We start from the raw sequence: 15,526 nt of genomic DNA, 5'->3' as shown, positions 1-15,526 counted from the left end.
ACTTTATTATTTCACTTCAATAAATGAAAAAATATTCATTCATAAAAAGTAAAATTTAATAGTTAATCACATTAAAAGTCAGCTTCTTTATTAAAGACTTTTAAGAATTTCTTTATTGATGTCTTTAATAAGCTTAGGACCTTCGTAAATAAATCCAGTATAAACCTGTACTAAGGTAGCACCTGCTTTAATTTTATCTATAGCATCTTGGGCTGAATGTATACCTCCCACCCCAATTATAGGAAAACTTCTGTTAGACTTATCTGCTAAATATTTAATTACCCTGGTACTTCTTTCTGTAATTGGCTTACCACTTAAACCACCATTCCCAATTGCTTCTAATTGCTCTTTTGTGGCTTTTAAACCTTCTCTATTTACTGAAGTATTAGAAGCTATAACACCATCTATATTGGTTTCTTCTACTACCTCTACAATTTCGTCTAATTGCTGATTATTTAAATCTGGTGCAATTTTTAATACAATAGGTTTCTGAATCGTTTCTTTATTATTCAACTCTTTTAAACCACCTAACAATTCTAACAAATACCCTTTATCTTGCAATTTAGCATGACTCCCCACGTTAGGACAACTTACATTTACAACAAAATAATCTACATAAGGATGCAGTGCTTTAAAGCACGCTTCATAATCTGCTGTATAATCTTCTGGTTTTGTAAGAGTATTTTTTCCTATATTTCCACCAATAATTAAATCTGTGTTTCTCTTCTTTAAATTCTCTATAGCCGACTCCAACCCTTTATTATTAAACCCCATTCGGTTAATAATTCCTTGATCTTCTTTTAACCTAAATAATCGCTTCTTAGGATTACCTATTTGTCCTTTAGGTGTAATAGTACCTATTTCTATAAACCCAAAACCAAAGTTACCTAACTCGTTGTATAACTTTGCTTCTTTATCAAAACCAGCAGCTAAACCTACAGGATTTTTAAATTTCAATCCAAAAACCTCGCGTTCTAAACGAGGATCATTTATCTGGTACATTCCTTTAATAACAGAAGATGCAAAAGGTAGTTTCGATAAAATTTTAATGAATGAAAAAGTAAAATGATGAATCTTTTCTGGATCGAAAGCAAAAAAGATTGGACGAATTATAGATTTGTACATCTTGTTGTGTGTTTTCTAAATTAGAAATTAGAATTTCTGTTACGAATTCTAACGCATTATTTAGAATGCAAAAGTACAACAAGTTTTCTAACTTAAAAAAACCTTTATCACTTCTTCTTTGGCCTCATAAGTCCTTCTTGAGTAGCTGAAGCTATTAATTTACCATCCTTTGTATGAATATGTGCTCTGGTAAACCCTCTAGCGTTAGAAGTACTCGGCACATCTACAGAAAATAATAACCAATCATCTAAATCAAAATCTCTAAAAAACCACATAGCATGATCTAAGCTAGCCATTTGTGTGTTACCAAAATGTGCTTTACTTGCATGAGGATACAAAGCTGCAGCCAATATATTATAATCAGATAAATACGTTAATACCTGTTGTTTCTCTGCTAAGCTTAAATTATTAGTATCTCCCTTTACCTTAAACCATACATCAGAATAAGGCTTTAAATCTTTTTTACTCAAAGGATTTAAAATAATTGTTGGTTTAAATATCACTGGGCGTTCTATTTTTAAAAAACTAGCTACTTTTTTTGGTAAAAAAAAGCCATATCTCTTGTATAAATCATTCCAACTTAATAAATCTTCGGGTAATTTTATATTAGTTTTTCTTTCTACTTGATGTTCATAGCCCTTCTCTTCTTTATGAAATGAAGCGGCCAGAATAAATATAATATTATCGCCTTGTTGAGCAGTAACACGTCTAGTAGAAAAACTCCCACCATCTCTAATAATTTCTACTTGATAAGTAATTGGTAAGTTTAAATCTCCTGCTTCTAAAAAATAAGAATGTAATGAATGTAAAGACCTACCATTATTTATGGTTCTATAAGCTGCATTTACTGCCTGAGCTAATACTTGCCCGCCAAAAACATTTGGACTACCAACTGTTTCACTAACCCCATTAAAAGAGTTAGAGCTTTTTTCTTCAAGGTTTAGGACTGCTAATAATTCAGAAACGTTTTTCAATTTAAATTGAGTTAATTATTATACTTGTTTAAATATAAAAATTGTTTTTATGACAAGCATTATGTATTCTCTAGAAATAGGTTTATTTTCGTGCTTTTATAACAAACTTTAAGAAGATTAACCATGAACAAGCAAGATATAATCAATCGTTTTGTAAGTTATGTAACTATAGATACAGAAGCTGACCCTAATTCTGATACTTGTCCGAGTAGCGAGAAACAATGGGATCTAGCAAATAAATTAGTAGAAGAATTAAAAGAAATGGGGATGCAAGATGTAAGCATAGACGAAAATGCTTACGTAATGGCTACTTTACCTAGTAATGTAAATCATGTAGTTCCTACTATAGGTTTTGTTTCTCATTTTGACACGACCCCAGATTATACAGGAGCCAATGTTAGACCTCAGATTATCGAGAATTATGATGGTAAGGATATTGTTCTAAACAAAGAAGAAAACATTGTACTTTCTCCAGACTATTTTGAAGATTTATTATTGTATAAAGGACAAACCTTAATTACTACAGATGGTACAACACTATTAGGAGCCGATGATAAAGCTGGTATTACAGAAATTATGGAAGCTATGAAATACCTAATTGCTCACCCTGAAATTAAACACGGAACTATTCGTGTTGGTTTTACTCCAGATGAAGAAATTGGTAGAGGTGCACATAAGTTTGATGTAAACAAATTTAATGCTGATTGGGCTTACACTATGGATGGAAGTCAAGTTGGTGAATTAGAATACGAAAATTTTAATGCTGCTGGAGCAAAAGTAAAAGTAAACGGTAAAATTGTTCACCCAGGTTACGCTAAAGGAAAAATGATTAACTCCATGTTAATTGCAAATGAATTCATCGCCGCCTTACCTGAAAACGATGTTCCAGAAAGAACTTCTGGTTACGAAGGTTTTTACCACTTGTATAGTATTGAAGGGAAAGTTGAAGAGACCAACTTACAACTAATCATAAGAGATCATGACCGTCAGAAATATGAAGATAGAAAAAAATTCTTAGAAAAAGTAGCCGCCGACTTAAATACAAAACATGGTGAAGGAACTGTAGAAATTGAAATTGCAGATCAATATTTTAACATGAAAGAAAAAGTAGAACCTGTAATGCATATCGTAGATATTGCTGAAGAAGCAATGAAACAATTAAATATTACTCCTTTAATCAAACCAATTAGGGGTGGTACAGACGGTTCTCAATTATCTTATATGGGCTTACCTTGTCCGAACATATTTGCAGGTGGACATAATTTTCATGGACGTTATGAATATGTTCCGGTAGAAAGTATTATAAAAGCTACTGAAGTAATTATTAAAATTGCTGAGTTAACGGCTAAAAAATACCAATCTTAAAAATCATTTAATGTTTATAAACAAAAAAACCTGTGATAGTCACAGGTTTTTTTATTTATAAAATGTTCTTATAGAACTTATCTCTTAGAATCTTTTAGTTTGTACTAAACGCATTCCGTAAAACTCAAAGGTATTTCCAGGTAAAGTAGCAACTTTATTAGAAATTCTACAGAAAGAAGGCTTACTATCCCAAGATCCTCCTTTAACAATTCTCTTTTCTCCTCTAGCTGGTCCCGTAGCATTAGGATCTGCTACCATTCCGTCTTTCACAGCTCTAAAGTGGTTTGCATCATATATATCCCAGCACCATTCCCAAACATTACCGTTTAAATCGTAAATACCTAATTCATTAGCATATTTTGTACCATAAGTATGAGGCCTTCCTTCACTGTTATCTACATTCCAAGAAATTAAATCTAACTTATCAGCTCCAGCATATTTTTTTCCTTTTCCTTTTTTACCTCCATGTGCAGCAAATTCCCACTCTGCTTCTGTTGGTAATCTAAATCCGTTAGAGTTAAAATCACATACATAACGTGGTCCTCTTTTAGAATATGCAGGTGTGTATCCTTGTTTTTTACTTAACCAGTTACAAAACTCTACTGCATCTTCCCAAGTAATATTTGTAATAGGTAACTCGTCATTCCATCCCCAAGATTGCTTTGGAGGCATTTTTTTTCCAGTAGCTTTTACATACTCTTTCCACTCCCAAACCGTAACTTCATACTTACTCATATAGAAAGTTTTTACACTTACTTTACGCTCTGGTTTTTCATCTTTTTCAGCTTGCTGATCTTTTTTGTTTGCCCCTAACATAAAAGAAGCTCCTTCTACTTTAACCATTTCTGGCCAAGCTTGGTCAGACATTTGAGCATTTACCGAAACAGTAAAAGCTAGCACTACAACTAAAATGCTTAAAAAGTAATTTTTTCTCATTGTTTGAATTATTTTAAAGGTTTTATTTAATTCGGTGCGAAATTAATAATTTTACAACAATCGCAAAAGCTTTTGTTGTGAATTTGACAAATTTAACTCACACACATGAATTAAGTTCCATAAATCGTGCCATAAGTTTAGTTACATATGTTTATATTCGCAGCTATTATGGAGCGACAATATATAAAAAAAACAAAAGAACTATTACAAACAACTGATAATGTTGTTATTACTTGCCATAAAAACCCAGATGGAGATGCTATTGGATCTAGTTTAGCTATTTATGGCTATCTTAAAAAATTAAATATAAAGGCTCATGTAATTGTTCCAAACAATTATCCTGATTTCTTAAAGTGGCTCCCAAATAATGATAGAATTTTAATATTTGATGAAGCTCAAGAGGAATGTATGGAATTGATTAATAATGCTGATGTAATTTTTTCGTTAGACTATAATGCATTGCATAGAACCGGAGATATGCAATCCGTTTTAGAAAACAGCAAAGCTTCTTTTATTATGATAGATCATCATCAACAACCAGAAGAATTTGCTAAGGTTATGTATTCAGACACGAGTATTTGTTCTACTTGTCAAATGGTGTACCATTTCATAGATTATCTAGAAGATACCTCTTTAATAGATACTGATATTGCTCAATGTATATACACAGGAATTATGACTGATACAGGCTCTTTTAGATTTAGATCTACAACCAGCACAACACACAGAGTAATTGCGAACCTCGTTGATTTAGGGATTGACAATGCCAAGATTCATCAAAATGTTTATGACAACAATTCATATAACAGATTACAGTTACTAGGTAAATCTCTTAATAACTTAAAAACAATTCCTGAATTAAACACCGCATATATTAGTTTATCTACCGAAGAATTGAAAAGATTTAATGCGCAAAAAGGAGATACTGAAGGTATAGTGAATTATGCATTATCTCTACAAGGTGTAAAAATAGCTGCTATATTTAAAGAAGATGCAGAGCAAGGTATCATAAAAATGTCTTTTAGATCTAAAGGTGATTTTTCTGTAAATGAATTAGCTAGAACACATTTTAATGGAGGTGGACACATAAATGCTGCTGGAGGTATTAGTAATGATACTCTTAAGGCTACAATTGATAAATTTATTAGTATCTTACCCAACTATAAAAAAGAATTAGCCTAATGCGTTATTTATATTTAATAATAGCTTTTGTTTTATTTAGCTGTAATGCTTGCCAGGAACCCGAAGCTAGAAAACCTGTTTCTGTAAAATCAGGAAGTACTTATAGTAAATCTGCAGAGCGAACTAAGAAGTTACTTGAAAAAGAAAACCAATTAATAGACAACTATATAAAAATAGATTCTTTAAACAGTTACAAGCAGTCTCAACATGGTTTTAGTTATGCATACATCAAACAAGATACAACTACTAATGTAACACCTTTTTTTGGAAACAAAGTTGTTTTTAAATATCATATAACAGATTTAAACAACAACCCAATATACACTGAAGAAGAGTTAGGAATACAGAGTTATAGAGTGGATCAGCAAAATATTATGAATGGTTTGCGCAAAGGATTAAAATTAATGCGTGTAAACGAAACTATAAAATGTGTATTCCCTTCACAAATAGCTTATGGCTACAAGGGTGATAGAAATAAAATTAAACCTAACACACCTATTGTGTGCACCATTACATTAAATGAAATATTAACACTAAACGAGAAAAAGTAAAAAATGAACACCATGAAATTATTAATTTTATCATTATTCTTTGCCTTATCATCTTGTCAAAAAGATCAACACCCAAATCTTGAGGATGGAATGTATGCAGAAATAGTAACCGACAAAGGAACTATTATGTGTCAACTAGAGTTTGAAAAAACTCCAATAACGGTAGCTAATTTTGTTTCTTTAGCAGAAGGAACCAACCAAAGTGTTAAAGAAGAATACAAAGGAAAAAAATACTATAACGGATTAAAATTCCATAGAGTTATAAAAGACTTCATGATTCAAGGAGGAGACCCTTTAGGTACTGGATCTGGAGACCCTGGGTATAAATTTAAAGATGAATTCAATGACTCCCTAGTTCACTCGGGGCCTGGAATTCTATCTATGGCTAATTCTGGACCTAAAACAAATGGTAGTCAATTCTTTATTACTCATAAAGCAACTCCTTGGTTAAACAACAAACATACTGTTTTTGGTCATGTGGTTAGCGGACAAAATGTTGTAGATAGCATTGCACAAAATGACATAATGAAAGCTGTTAATATTATTAGAAAAGGAAAAGCTGCAAAGAAATTTGATGCTGCCAAAATATTTGATAGTCATTTTGCTGAAGAGAAAAAAGCTCAAGCTGAAAAAGAAGCTAGAGTAGCAAAAGTAAAAGAAGAAACTTTAGCTCTTTTTGCTAAGCACAAAGCTAATGCAGAAACTCTAGAATCTGGAGTTCAAATAGCTTTTTTAACTAAAGGAAATAACCCTAAACCAGAAACCGGAGCAAAAGTTCCAGTAAATTATGCTGGTTACTTAGCTAAAGATGGTACTTTATTCGACTCTAACAGTAAAGCTTTAGAAGAAAAATATGAAATGCTTAACCCAATGAAGGTTCAACGTAATATGTACGACAAACCTGTACCAATGGATTATAGTCCAGCCGCTCGTTTAATTCAAGGATTTAGAGACGGTTTATTAGCTATGGCTCCTGGCGACAAAGCATTAGTATTTATTCCTTCTCACCTAGGATATGGGGAAAGAGGTGGCGGACCAATTCCTCCAAACTCTGATTTAGTTTTCGAATTGGAAATAGAAAACGAATCTCCTACTGAAGAAAAATAATTTATCTTCTAAAAATATAAAAGGCTACTCAGTTGAGTAGCCTTTCTTTTTTTATGACAAAACGTTTTTATTTTATTTTTTTGGTATTTCCTTCAAAATCTCTAAAACAAAATTCCAATATTTTTGAGCAGAAGATATCTGAGCTCTTTCATCTGGAGAATGAGCTCCTTTAATATTAGGACCAAAAGAGATCATTTCCATATCTGGATAATGCGTTCCTAAAATACCACACTCTAATCCGGCATGACATGCAGCAACATGTGGTTGTTCTCCATTTAACTTCACATATAAATCTGTCATTACTTTTAATATCTCAGCATCCATCTTTGGTGTCCAACCAGGATAAGACCCAGAAAGCTCTACATCTAATCCTGCTAACTCAAAAGTAGCTGTTAATTTATTTGCTAAATCATATTTACCACTTTCAACAGAGCTTCTGGTTAAACACAATACTTTTGCTTGTCCTTCTTTCACAACTACTCTAGCTATATTATTAGAAGTTTCTACCAAACCTTCTATATCTGGACTCATTCTATAAACTCCATTATGAGCACTATATAATGCTTTTAGTAGGTTTTCTTGAACTCCTAAGTCTATTATTTTTTCTGGCAAAGATGTTTCTTTAATCTCTACATCTAAATCAGCTTCTAAAGTTTTATACTCTGCAGTAATTTCCGCTATTGCCAGATCCATTTCACTTAAAAAAGCCTCTTTATGAGTATTTTCAATAATTACAGTAGCAAAAGACTCTCTAGGTATAGCATTACGTAAACTACCACCATCAATTTCAGATACACGCAATCCATATTTTTCATATCCCTTATACAGTAAACGAGTCATAAAAATATTAGCATTTCCTAATCCTTTTATAATATCCATTCCTGAATGACCACCATTCAACCCCTTTACAGATATAGTATAAGCTGAAACATTTCCTGATACAATATTTTCATTGTAATTAGTAGTAGCTGTAATGTCTATTCCTCCTGCACAACCTACTCCAATTTCATCATCTTCTTCTGTATCTAAGTTTAAAAGGATCTCTCCAGATAAAAGTCCTCCTTTTAACCCCATAGCACCTGTCATTCCAGTCTCTTCATCTATTGTAAACAACGCTTCAATTGCAGGATGTTGAATTTCGTTAGACTCTAGAATAGCCATGATTGTTGCTACGCCTAACCCATTATCTGCTCCTAAAGTAGTTCCTTTTGCTCTTACCCAATCACCATCTACATACATTTGTATACCTTGGGTATCAAAATCAAAAACCGTATCTGCATTTTTTTGATGAACCATATCTAAATGCGATTGCATTACAATAGTTTTTCTATCTTCCATCCCTATTGATGCAGGCTTTTTTATGATAACATTTCCTACTTCATCTTCAATTGTTTCTAACCCTAAATCCTCTCCAAACTTTTTCATAAAGGCTATAACACGTTCTTCTTTTTTAGATGGACGTGGAACTTCATTTAAATCAGCAAATTTATTCCATAAAGCCTTAGGGGCTAAGTTTCTTACTTCTTGACTCATACTTTTAATTTTATAGACGTCAAATATAGCCACTTTTAATAGATTTTTTCTAACTAAGTTTTTGTAATTTGTCAATTAAATCAACACTAATATAATGACACTTTCTAAAAAAGGACTACTAGCTATTTTATTACCCATACAAATCATCTTACTTAAGTTATTAGCTATGTTTCCTAGTTTTATTGAACGATATTACAGTAACGGAATATATTCAATCATATCAAAAACTTCGCGTTATATTTTAGGTTGGATTCCCTTTTCTGTAGGAGACATTTGCTATTTATTACTATTCTTTATGATAACAAGATGGTTATACAAAAACATCAAAAAAATTTATAAAAAAGAGCAATTATTAACCATCACTTCTTTTCTTTCAGTTATATATTTCTTATTTCATTTTTTATGGGGACTTAACTACTACAGACTACCTTTACATAATTCATTAGGTTTAGAAAAAGAATATACTACCAAAGAACTCATAATAACAACAAAATCATTCATTGAAAAAGCTAATCATATTCATCTAAAAACAGTTCGCAACGACTCTTTAAAAGTTTCTATTCCATACAATAGAAATAAAATTTTCCTAAAAACTACAAATGCCTATAAAAACTTAGAAAATATATTTCCTGAATTAAAATATCAACCTAGAAGTATTAAGAAATCTATTCTTTCGTTACCGCTAACATACATGGGTTTTAGTGGTTATTTAAACCCTTTTACCAATGAAGCTCAAGTAAATTACCTGATACCAAAATATTATTTTCCTTTTGTTAGCTGTCATGAAGAAGCACATCAATTAGGTTTTGCAGCAGAAAATGAAACTAATTTTATTGGTTGTTTAGCTACTATGAGTAGTACAGATTTATACTTTCAATATTCTGGTACAGTGTCAGCCCTACGATATTGTTTGCGTGAAGTTTACAAACGCGATAAAACATTATATGATGATCTGCTAAAAACAATCAATAAAGGTATCTTAGCCAACTACAAAGAAAGTCGTGATTTTTGGGATAGCTACCAAAATCCTATAGAACCACTCTTTAAATCTAGCTATGACACCTTTTTAAAAGCTAACAATCAAAGCAATGGAATAAAAAGTTATAGCTATGTTGTCGCTTTATTGGTTAACTATGAATTATATTATTCTAAAGAAACTAACTAAGGCTATTTTTCGAAATGCAATTCATTTACCTCAAAAATAGATTTACCAAAAATAACATTTGGAGCTTTTAATACCTCTAATACCATATTATTTTCAGATATATTTTTTATTTTAAAAGCATAACCTTCTGCCATTAAAACTAGTTTTGAATAATCTAAAATCTGCTCTACAACATCATCACCCTCATATTTAGTTTCTAAAACTCCGTATTTCCAAGAATAAAAATTAATATTTTCTTTCTTTGTTGTAATTAATTTAGTCCCTTCTAACTTTGGCATAGAAGTTACTTCCTTTGTTACTTTTAATTGTTTTCCCTCTTTCTGAAAAAGTAATGTAATAGCTATTGAAGTATCAAACTCTGGAACAGTTTTTATTAACTTCCAAGAAGTATTGTATAATAATTCATTTTCACCTGATTCTACAACTTCTACATTTGAATTTACTGCTTCTTGAGCAAATAAAATAACTGTTGAAAAAAAGAATAATAAGATCGATAAAAATAGTTGTTTTGTTTTCATAAATATCATTTTTTATAAGCTAAACACAAGATACAAAAAAAGCCTTACTAATTTAGTAAGGCTTTGTACTGAAGGCGGGACTTGAACCCGCACGACCCAAGGGTCATTGGATTTTAAGTCCAACGTGTCTACCAATTCCACCACTTCAGCATGGTATATTGAATATATTTTTTAAATAACCTCAACCCGGAGGTTGAGGCATTTAGTACTCAAGGCGGGACTTGAACCCGCACGAACCAAGGTTCATTGGATTTTAAGTCCAACGTGTCTACCAATTCCACCACTTGAGCATGCTATATTATACAGAGCGAAAAACGAGGCTCGAACTCGCGACCTCCACCTTGGCAAGGTGGCGCTCTACCAGCTGAGCTATTTTCGCATTATTTATCTTAATGAACGAGCAACACTTATCGTATTGCGGATGCAAATATAACACCTTTTTTAATATTGCAAAGCCTTTTATTTAAAAAAAAACTCACTTTTTCTTAAGCCACTGAAAACCAATAAATATAAAAAAGCACTGCTTTTAAAAAACAGTGCCTTTTCTATAATGTTGAGAGTTTTTTTTATTTAACTTTCATTAATTCTACGTCAAATATTAGAGTTGCTCCAGGAGGAATTACTCCACCAGCTCCTCTTTCTCCGTATGCTAAATCTGAAGGAATTACAAATCTTGCCTTATCACCTTCTTGTAACAAACCAATTCCTTCATCCCATCCAGCTATAACTTGGCCAACTCCTAAAGTAAAATCGATTGGTGAATTTCTTTTATATGAAGAATCGAATACCATTCCATCAGACAATTGCCCTTTATAGTGCACTGATACCGTTTTTCCTTTTTCTGCTTTAGCTCCTGCTCCCTTTTGAATAATTTGATATCTTAATCCGCTTTCAGTTTTGTCAAACCCTGCAGATAACTTATCTAATGCCTCTGCTGCCGCTGCTTTAGCTTCAGCTAAACGCTTTTCTCTAGACCCTTCAAATGTTCTAAAAGCTTCTATTGCGTTAAACGCCTCGGCTTCTGCTCCTACTCTAACAATTTCTAATTTTTCTATTATATCTCCTTGAGCAACACTATCTACAACATCTTGACCCTCTACAACATTTCCAAAAACAGTATGTTTCCCATCTAACCAAGCTGTTTCTACATGGGTAATATAAAACTGGCTACCGTTAGTTCCTGGTCCTGCATTTGCCATTGCTAAGACTCCAGGGCCAGAATGCTTTAAATCTGGATGAAATTCATCATCAAACTTATAACCAGCATCACCTGTACCTGTTCCTTGAGGGCAACCTCCTTGAATCATAAAATCTGGTATAACTCTATGAAACTTTAGTCCATCGTAATAAGGATTTCCTTGTTCTTTTACTTTATTTTCTAAATTCCCTTCCGCTAAACCTACAAAGTTACCAACCGTACCCGGTGTTTTTTGAAATTCTAAATTCACTAAAATTTCTCCCTTAGAAGTATGAAACTTTGCGTATAAACCGTCTTGCATAATTGTTATTTTAATTTTTGAAAATGCAAAATTACATATTTTTATTCTTTCAGCTAGTTTCTATTTTCTTTTTAAGTAGTATTTAACTCATTTTTAGTAGCTTTGCTCAAAATTTACAGAAAACATCACCCAAAAAAAATCAAATAACAGACTCGTTTTTATAGACGCTTTGCGATCTTTTGCCATTATAATGATGCTACAAGGACACTTTGTAAGTAGCTTATTAAGTTGCACTTATAAAGATTCTAACAATATATATTATTCTGTTTGGGAATATTTTAGAGGTATAACTGCTCCTACATTTTTTACCATTACTGGGTTTATTTTTATGTTCTTGGTATTAAATCAAACAGATAAAAAAAAGCAGTTATTAAGAATTAAAAAAGGAATTAAAAGAGGTCTCGTACTTATAGCTTGGGGGTACATACTCCGAATAGGTATTGCAGGTGTTTTATCTGGGTATATTCATGAAGCCTATTTTTACACAGATGTCTTACATATAATTGGTCTTTCTTTACTACTCCTATGTTTTATATACCTAACTTTATACAAAAGAAGTTCCAACTTATTTCAGGTTACTTTAGTTATGATTACCGTATTATCTTTTTTATTCGAAAGATATTATAATGCCATTGAAATGCCTTATTTACCAACTGTTATTAGCCATTACTTTACCAAAGCTAACGGAGCAGTTTTTAGTTTATTTCCTTGGTTTGGATATGTTAGCATTGGAGCTTTTTTAGCTACACTTTTTATTAAATATAAAGACCAAAAAAACTTTTATTTTTTATTACCAAAATATACTGGCTTATTAGGGTTATTACTTTTATTCTTTTCAACAGGAATATTGTTAAATTTAGGTGAACTTACACAAATAAGCATATTTACTGTAAGTGGTGAATACAATTACCTTTTTACCAGGCTTGGTGATTCTTTAGTATTGATGACTGCTTTTATTTATTTAAGAAATATATTAAACCACTCTATATTTATTCAAATTGGTAAGGTTACTTTATCTATTTATATCGTTCATCATATACTACTATACGGAAGTTGGTTTCATACCGGACTAACAAGATGGTTATACAACTCTTTAACTCTTAATCAAGCGTTAATAGGTGCACTACTTTTTGTAATCACTACTTGTTTTTTAGTGTTAAAATTTAGAACACCTTTAAATCAATTAGCTTATAAGTGTTTAGATTTTTTCTATAGACAAATTAGATTAATGAAAATTGCATATTTAAAAGCTCAGAGGTAGTAACTTACATATTTTTAGCATATTTTAACACTCCCTAGTATACGATACACTTTCTGCAATCGTTTAATAGACAAAACCAACAAAATGATAAAAAAGATTTTACGCTTTTTATTAAAACTTTCTTTATTTATTGCTTTTATAGTAGCTGCTTTTATAACTGCTGTAAACTACGATGTGTTTGGGCATATATACACTAAAGATGAATTAAAAGATTTTAATAATGAAGAAGCTTCAATTGTATTATCTGAAAGTAATAGCGTTATAGGAAAGTATTTTCAAGAAAATAGAACTAATACCAGTTTTAATCAGTTACCTAAGCATTTAATTAATGCTTTAGTAGCAACAGAAGATGCCCGTTATTTTGAACATAGTGGCGTAGATACCCGTAGTTTATTCCGAGTTCTTTTTAAGAGTATTTTACAAAATAACAAACGTTCTGGTGGAGGTAGTACTATTACTCAACAATTGGCTAAAAACATGTATGGCAGAAAAGATTACGGACCTTTAACCATGCTTATCAATAAAACCAAAGAAGGCATACAAGCTTATAGAATAGAACAAACATTTACCAAAAAAGATATTTTAACCTTATACTTAAACACAGTATCTTTTGGAGAAAATGTATACGGAATAGAAGCTGCTGCTTTACGTTATTTCAATAAAAGCGTATCAAACTTAAAATTAGAAGAAGCTGCTGTTTTAGTTGGAATTCTTAAAGCCAATACATATTACAACCCTAGACTATACCCTCAAAATGCAATAAAAAGACGAAAAGTAGTTTTAGTACAAATGGAAAAATATGGATATCTTACTCAACAAGAACTTGACTCCATTCAAAAAATCCCTTTAAAACTGGAGTACAATAATTTAAATTCGGAAAATAATACTGGTTATTTTTTAACTGAAGTAAAAAAAGAAGCACAGAATATTATTAAAAAAATAAACGAAGAAAAAAACACTAACTATCAAATAGAAACAGACGGCTTACAAATACATACTACTTTAGACATAAACCTACAAAATGCTGCTTTACAGAGTTTTCAATCGCATTTAAAAACCATGCAGAATCTTATTAGAAAACAATATAAAAACAGCAATACATTAAGAAAACACATAGATAATATCTTAAAAAAAGAAAGTCTTTATGATAAAAAGTTTGAAAAAAAAAAGCAATTAGTTTTTGATTGGAAAGAGACATATTTAGATTCTATTTCTATTTACGATAGTATTCAAAAATCTGAAACTTTATTACATGCCGGACTTTTAGCTATGAACCCAAAAAATGGGCAAATTAAAGCTTGGGTGGGTGGTATTGATCACTCTATGTATCCATATGATCAAATCTATGCTCAAAGACAAGTAGCTTCAACCTTTAAACCCATTTTATATGCTGCTGCATTAGAAGAAAACATCTCTCCTTGTGATTATCTAGAAAACGAAGAATTAATTATTTCTGATTATGATAATTGGAGTCCAGAAAACGCTAATAAAAAGCTAGGTGGTAAATACTCTATGGCTGGTGCATTAAAAAACTCTTTAAACATTCCTACTGTTAATTTATTTATGAAAACTGGTTTCAAACCCGTAGATACTTTATGGAAAAAAATGGAATTTAGTAGTAACATAAAAAACACTCCCTCTTTAGCACTTGGAACTGCTACGGCAAGTATTTTTGAATTAACCAAAGCTTATGGAGCATTTGCGAATAACGGTGAATTAGTTCAACCATATTTTATAACCCAAATAACAACTGGGGATGGTAAAATTATTTACAAACACCAAGCTAAAAACAAAAACAACATTATAAAAGAGAACACAGCAGAAATAATTAACTATATTTTACAAAAAGCTATTAACGAAGGTACTGGAACTGCATTACGAAGTAAATACGGTGTAAAATTACCCTTAGCAGGAAAAACAGGTAGTTCTCAAAATTATGCTGATGCCTGGTTCGCTTCCTACAATCCAGACTTAATAATGGTTAGTAGGGTTGGTTGTTCTTCTCCTAAAATTCATTTTAATAACGGTAACGGTTCTGGAGGAAGGCTAGCTTTGCCATTAGTAGCAAAGACACTTAAAAAAGTTCAGCATCAAAAAAAATATCATACATCTTTCAAACCCTTGTCTGATGAACAACTAGAAAGTTTAAACTGTGATGACTACAAAGAAAAAACTGGTTTAGAAAAGTTTTTTGATATTTTTAAAAAGAAAGACAAAAACTTTGAAAAAGAACAACAAAAAGCTGATAAAAAAAATAATGAATCTATTTTTAAAAAGATTTTTAAAAAGAAAAAAGACTAGTTTAAACTA

At 31.4% G+C, this 15,526-nt stretch carries 13 protein-coding genes and 3 tRNA genes; 7 read left to right on the top strand and 9 right to left on the bottom strand.

Going from position 1 to position 15,526, the window contains the following annotated elements:
- Positions 1-90: 90 nt before the first annotated feature.
- The gene (locus tag ACFQ1O_RS08000) at positions 91-1,125 is read right to left on the bottom strand and encodes a quinone-dependent dihydroorotate dehydrogenase (RefSeq protein ID WP_377715161.1); all 1,035 of its coding nucleotides are present in this window, start codon (positions 1,123-1,125) and stop codon (positions 91-93) included.
- Positions 1,126-1,232: 107 nt separating this feature from the next.
- The gene (locus ACFQ1O_RS07995) at positions 1,233-2,099 is read right to left on the bottom strand and encodes an acyl-CoA thioesterase (RefSeq protein ID WP_377715159.1); all 867 of its coding nucleotides are present in this window, start codon (positions 2,097-2,099) and stop codon (positions 1,233-1,235) included.
- Positions 2,100-2,222: 123 nt separating this feature from the next.
- Here ACFQ1O_RS07995 and pepT point away from each other — a divergent pair, with 123 nt between their 5' ends.
- Entirely contained in the window at positions 2,223-3,464 is a 1,242-nt protein-coding gene (gene pepT / locus ACFQ1O_RS07990; RefSeq protein WP_377715157.1) for a peptidase T, read from the top strand.
- 84 nt (positions 3,465-3,548) lie between these two features.
- Here the strand turns inward: pepT and ACFQ1O_RS07985 are convergent, their stop codons facing one another.
- The gene (locus ACFQ1O_RS07985) at positions 3,549-4,400 is read right to left on the bottom strand and encodes a formylglycine-generating enzyme family protein (protein WP_377715155.1); all 852 of its coding nucleotides are present in this window, start codon (positions 4,398-4,400) and stop codon (positions 3,549-3,551) included.
- 147 nt (positions 4,401-4,547) lie between these two features.
- On the opposite strand from ACFQ1O_RS07985, the gene ACFQ1O_RS07980 reads away from it, so the two are divergent.
- The 3 genes from ACFQ1O_RS07980 to ACFQ1O_RS07970 are packed head-to-tail and all read left to right on the top strand — an operon-like array spanning position 4,548 to position 7,240.
- On the top strand, positions 4,548-5,582 hold the full coding sequence (locus ACFQ1O_RS07980) for a DHH family phosphoesterase (protein WP_377715153.1): 1,035 nt from the start codon (positions 4,548-4,550) through the stop codon (positions 5,580-5,582).
- Entirely contained in the window at positions 5,582-6,133 is a 552-nt protein-coding gene (gldI, locus tag ACFQ1O_RS07975) for a gliding motility-associated peptidyl-prolyl isomerase GldI (protein ID WP_377715151.1), read from the top strand. The genes ACFQ1O_RS07980 and gldI overlap by 1 nt, the downstream gene beginning before the upstream one ends.
- A gap of 12 nt (positions 6,134-6,145) precedes the next feature.
- Positions 6,146-7,240 (top strand): peptidylprolyl isomerase, encoded by a 1,095-nt coding sequence (locus tag ACFQ1O_RS07970; RefSeq protein ID WP_377715149.1) that lies wholly within the window; start codon positions 6,146-6,148, stop codon positions 7,238-7,240.
- Positions 7,241-7,312: 72 nt separating this feature from the next.
- On the opposite strand, the gene ACFQ1O_RS07965 is transcribed toward ACFQ1O_RS07970, so the two are convergent.
- Entirely contained in the window at positions 7,313-8,773 is a 1,461-nt protein-coding gene (locus ACFQ1O_RS07965) for an aminoacyl-histidine dipeptidase (RefSeq protein ID WP_377715147.1), read from the bottom strand.
- A gap of 94 nt (positions 8,774-8,867) precedes the next feature.
- On the opposite strand from ACFQ1O_RS07965, the gene ACFQ1O_RS07960 reads away from it, so the two are divergent.
- Positions 8,868-9,938: a DUF3810 domain-containing protein gene (locus tag ACFQ1O_RS07960; RefSeq protein WP_377715145.1), complete on the top strand. Its 1,071-nt coding sequence runs from the start codon at positions 8,868-8,870 to the stop codon at positions 9,936-9,938.
- A gap of 2 nt (positions 9,939-9,940) precedes the next feature.
- Here the strand turns inward: ACFQ1O_RS07960 and ACFQ1O_RS07955 are convergent, their stop codons facing one another.
- From ACFQ1O_RS07955 to ACFQ1O_RS07935, 5 genes are all read right to left on the bottom strand, one after another.
- Positions 9,941-10,456, bottom strand: a complete 516-nt coding sequence (locus tag ACFQ1O_RS07955; protein WP_377715143.1) for a hypothetical protein — start codon at positions 10,454-10,456, stop codon at positions 9,941-9,943.
- A 66-nt stretch (positions 10,457-10,522) separates the two neighbouring features.
- Positions 10,523-10,606, bottom strand: a tRNA-Leu gene (locus ACFQ1O_RS07950).
- A gap of 56 nt (positions 10,607-10,662) precedes the next feature.
- Positions 10,663-10,746 (bottom strand) — tRNA-Leu (locus tag ACFQ1O_RS07945).
- A gap of 16 nt (positions 10,747-10,762) precedes the next feature.
- Positions 10,763-10,835, bottom strand: a tRNA-Gly gene (locus tag ACFQ1O_RS07940).
- Between the two features lie 187 nt (positions 10,836-11,022).
- Complete coding sequence (locus ACFQ1O_RS07935; RefSeq protein WP_377715142.1) at positions 11,023-11,955, bottom strand: peptidylprolyl isomerase; 933 nt, start codon at positions 11,953-11,955, stop codon at positions 11,023-11,025.
- A gap of 124 nt (positions 11,956-12,079) precedes the next feature.
- On the opposite strand from ACFQ1O_RS07935, the gene ACFQ1O_RS07930 reads away from it, so the two are divergent.
- Together ACFQ1O_RS07930 and ACFQ1O_RS07925 are read left to right on the top strand one after the other, a co-directional pair.
- Entirely contained in the window at positions 12,080-13,216 is a 1,137-nt protein-coding gene (locus ACFQ1O_RS07930) for a heparan-alpha-glucosaminide N-acetyltransferase domain-containing protein (protein WP_377715747.1), read from the top strand.
- Positions 13,217-13,300: 84 nt separating this feature from the next.
- Complete coding sequence (locus ACFQ1O_RS07925) at positions 13,301-15,517, top strand: transglycosylase domain-containing protein (protein WP_377715140.1); 2,217 nt, start codon at positions 13,301-13,303, stop codon at positions 15,515-15,517.
- The last annotated feature ends 9 nt before the right edge of the window (positions 15,518-15,526 follow it).

It is taken from the genome of Pseudofulvibacter geojedonensis (assembly GCF_042675745.1).
Classification (GTDB): domain Bacteria; phylum Bacteroidota; class Bacteroidia; order Flavobacteriales; family Flavobacteriaceae; genus Pseudofulvibacter; species Pseudofulvibacter geojedonensis.
The sequence above is the reverse complement of the archived record's forward strand: the minus strand, read 5'-3'. Positions and strand labels throughout refer to the sequence as shown.

Excerpts from the sequence above, each read along its gene's own strand:
- gldI (WP_377715151.1), top strand. The coding sequence starts at position 5,582 with ATGCGTTATTTATATTTAATAATAGCTTTTGTTTTATTTAGCTGTAAT.
- ACFQ1O_RS07980 (WP_377715153.1), top strand. The coding sequence starts at position 4,548 with ATGTTTATATTCGCAGCTATTATGGAGCGACAATATATAAAAAAAACA.
- ACFQ1O_RS07970 (WP_377715149.1), top strand. The coding sequence starts at position 6,146 with ATGAAATTATTAATTTTATCATTATTCTTTGCCTTATCATCTTGTCAA.
- ACFQ1O_RS07985 (WP_377715155.1), bottom strand. The coding sequence starts at position 4,400 with ATGAGAAAAAATTACTTTTTAAGCATTTTAGTTGTAGTGCTAGCTTTT.
- pepT (WP_377715157.1), top strand. The coding sequence starts at position 2,223 with ATGAACAAGCAAGATATAATCAATCGTTTTGTAAGTTATGTAACTATA.
- ACFQ1O_RS08000 (WP_377715161.1), bottom strand. The coding sequence starts at position 1,125 with ATGTACAAATCTATAATTCGTCCAATCTTTTTTGCTTTCGATCCAGAA.
- ACFQ1O_RS07925 (WP_377715140.1), top strand. The coding sequence starts at position 13,301 with ATGATAAAAAAGATTTTACGCTTTTTATTAAAACTTTCTTTATTTATT.
- ACFQ1O_RS07935 (WP_377715142.1), bottom strand. The coding sequence starts at position 11,955 with ATGCAAGACGGTTTATACGCAAAGTTTCATACTTCTAAGGGAGAAATT.
- ACFQ1O_RS07965 (WP_377715147.1), bottom strand. The coding sequence starts at position 8,773 with ATGAGTCAAGAAGTAAGAAACTTAGCCCCTAAGGCTTTATGGAATAAA.
- ACFQ1O_RS07960 (WP_377715145.1), top strand. The coding sequence starts at position 8,868 with ATGACACTTTCTAAAAAAGGACTACTAGCTATTTTATTACCCATACAA.
- ACFQ1O_RS07955 (WP_377715143.1), bottom strand. The coding sequence starts at position 10,456 with ATGAAAACAAAACAACTATTTTTATCGATCTTATTATTCTTTTTTTCA.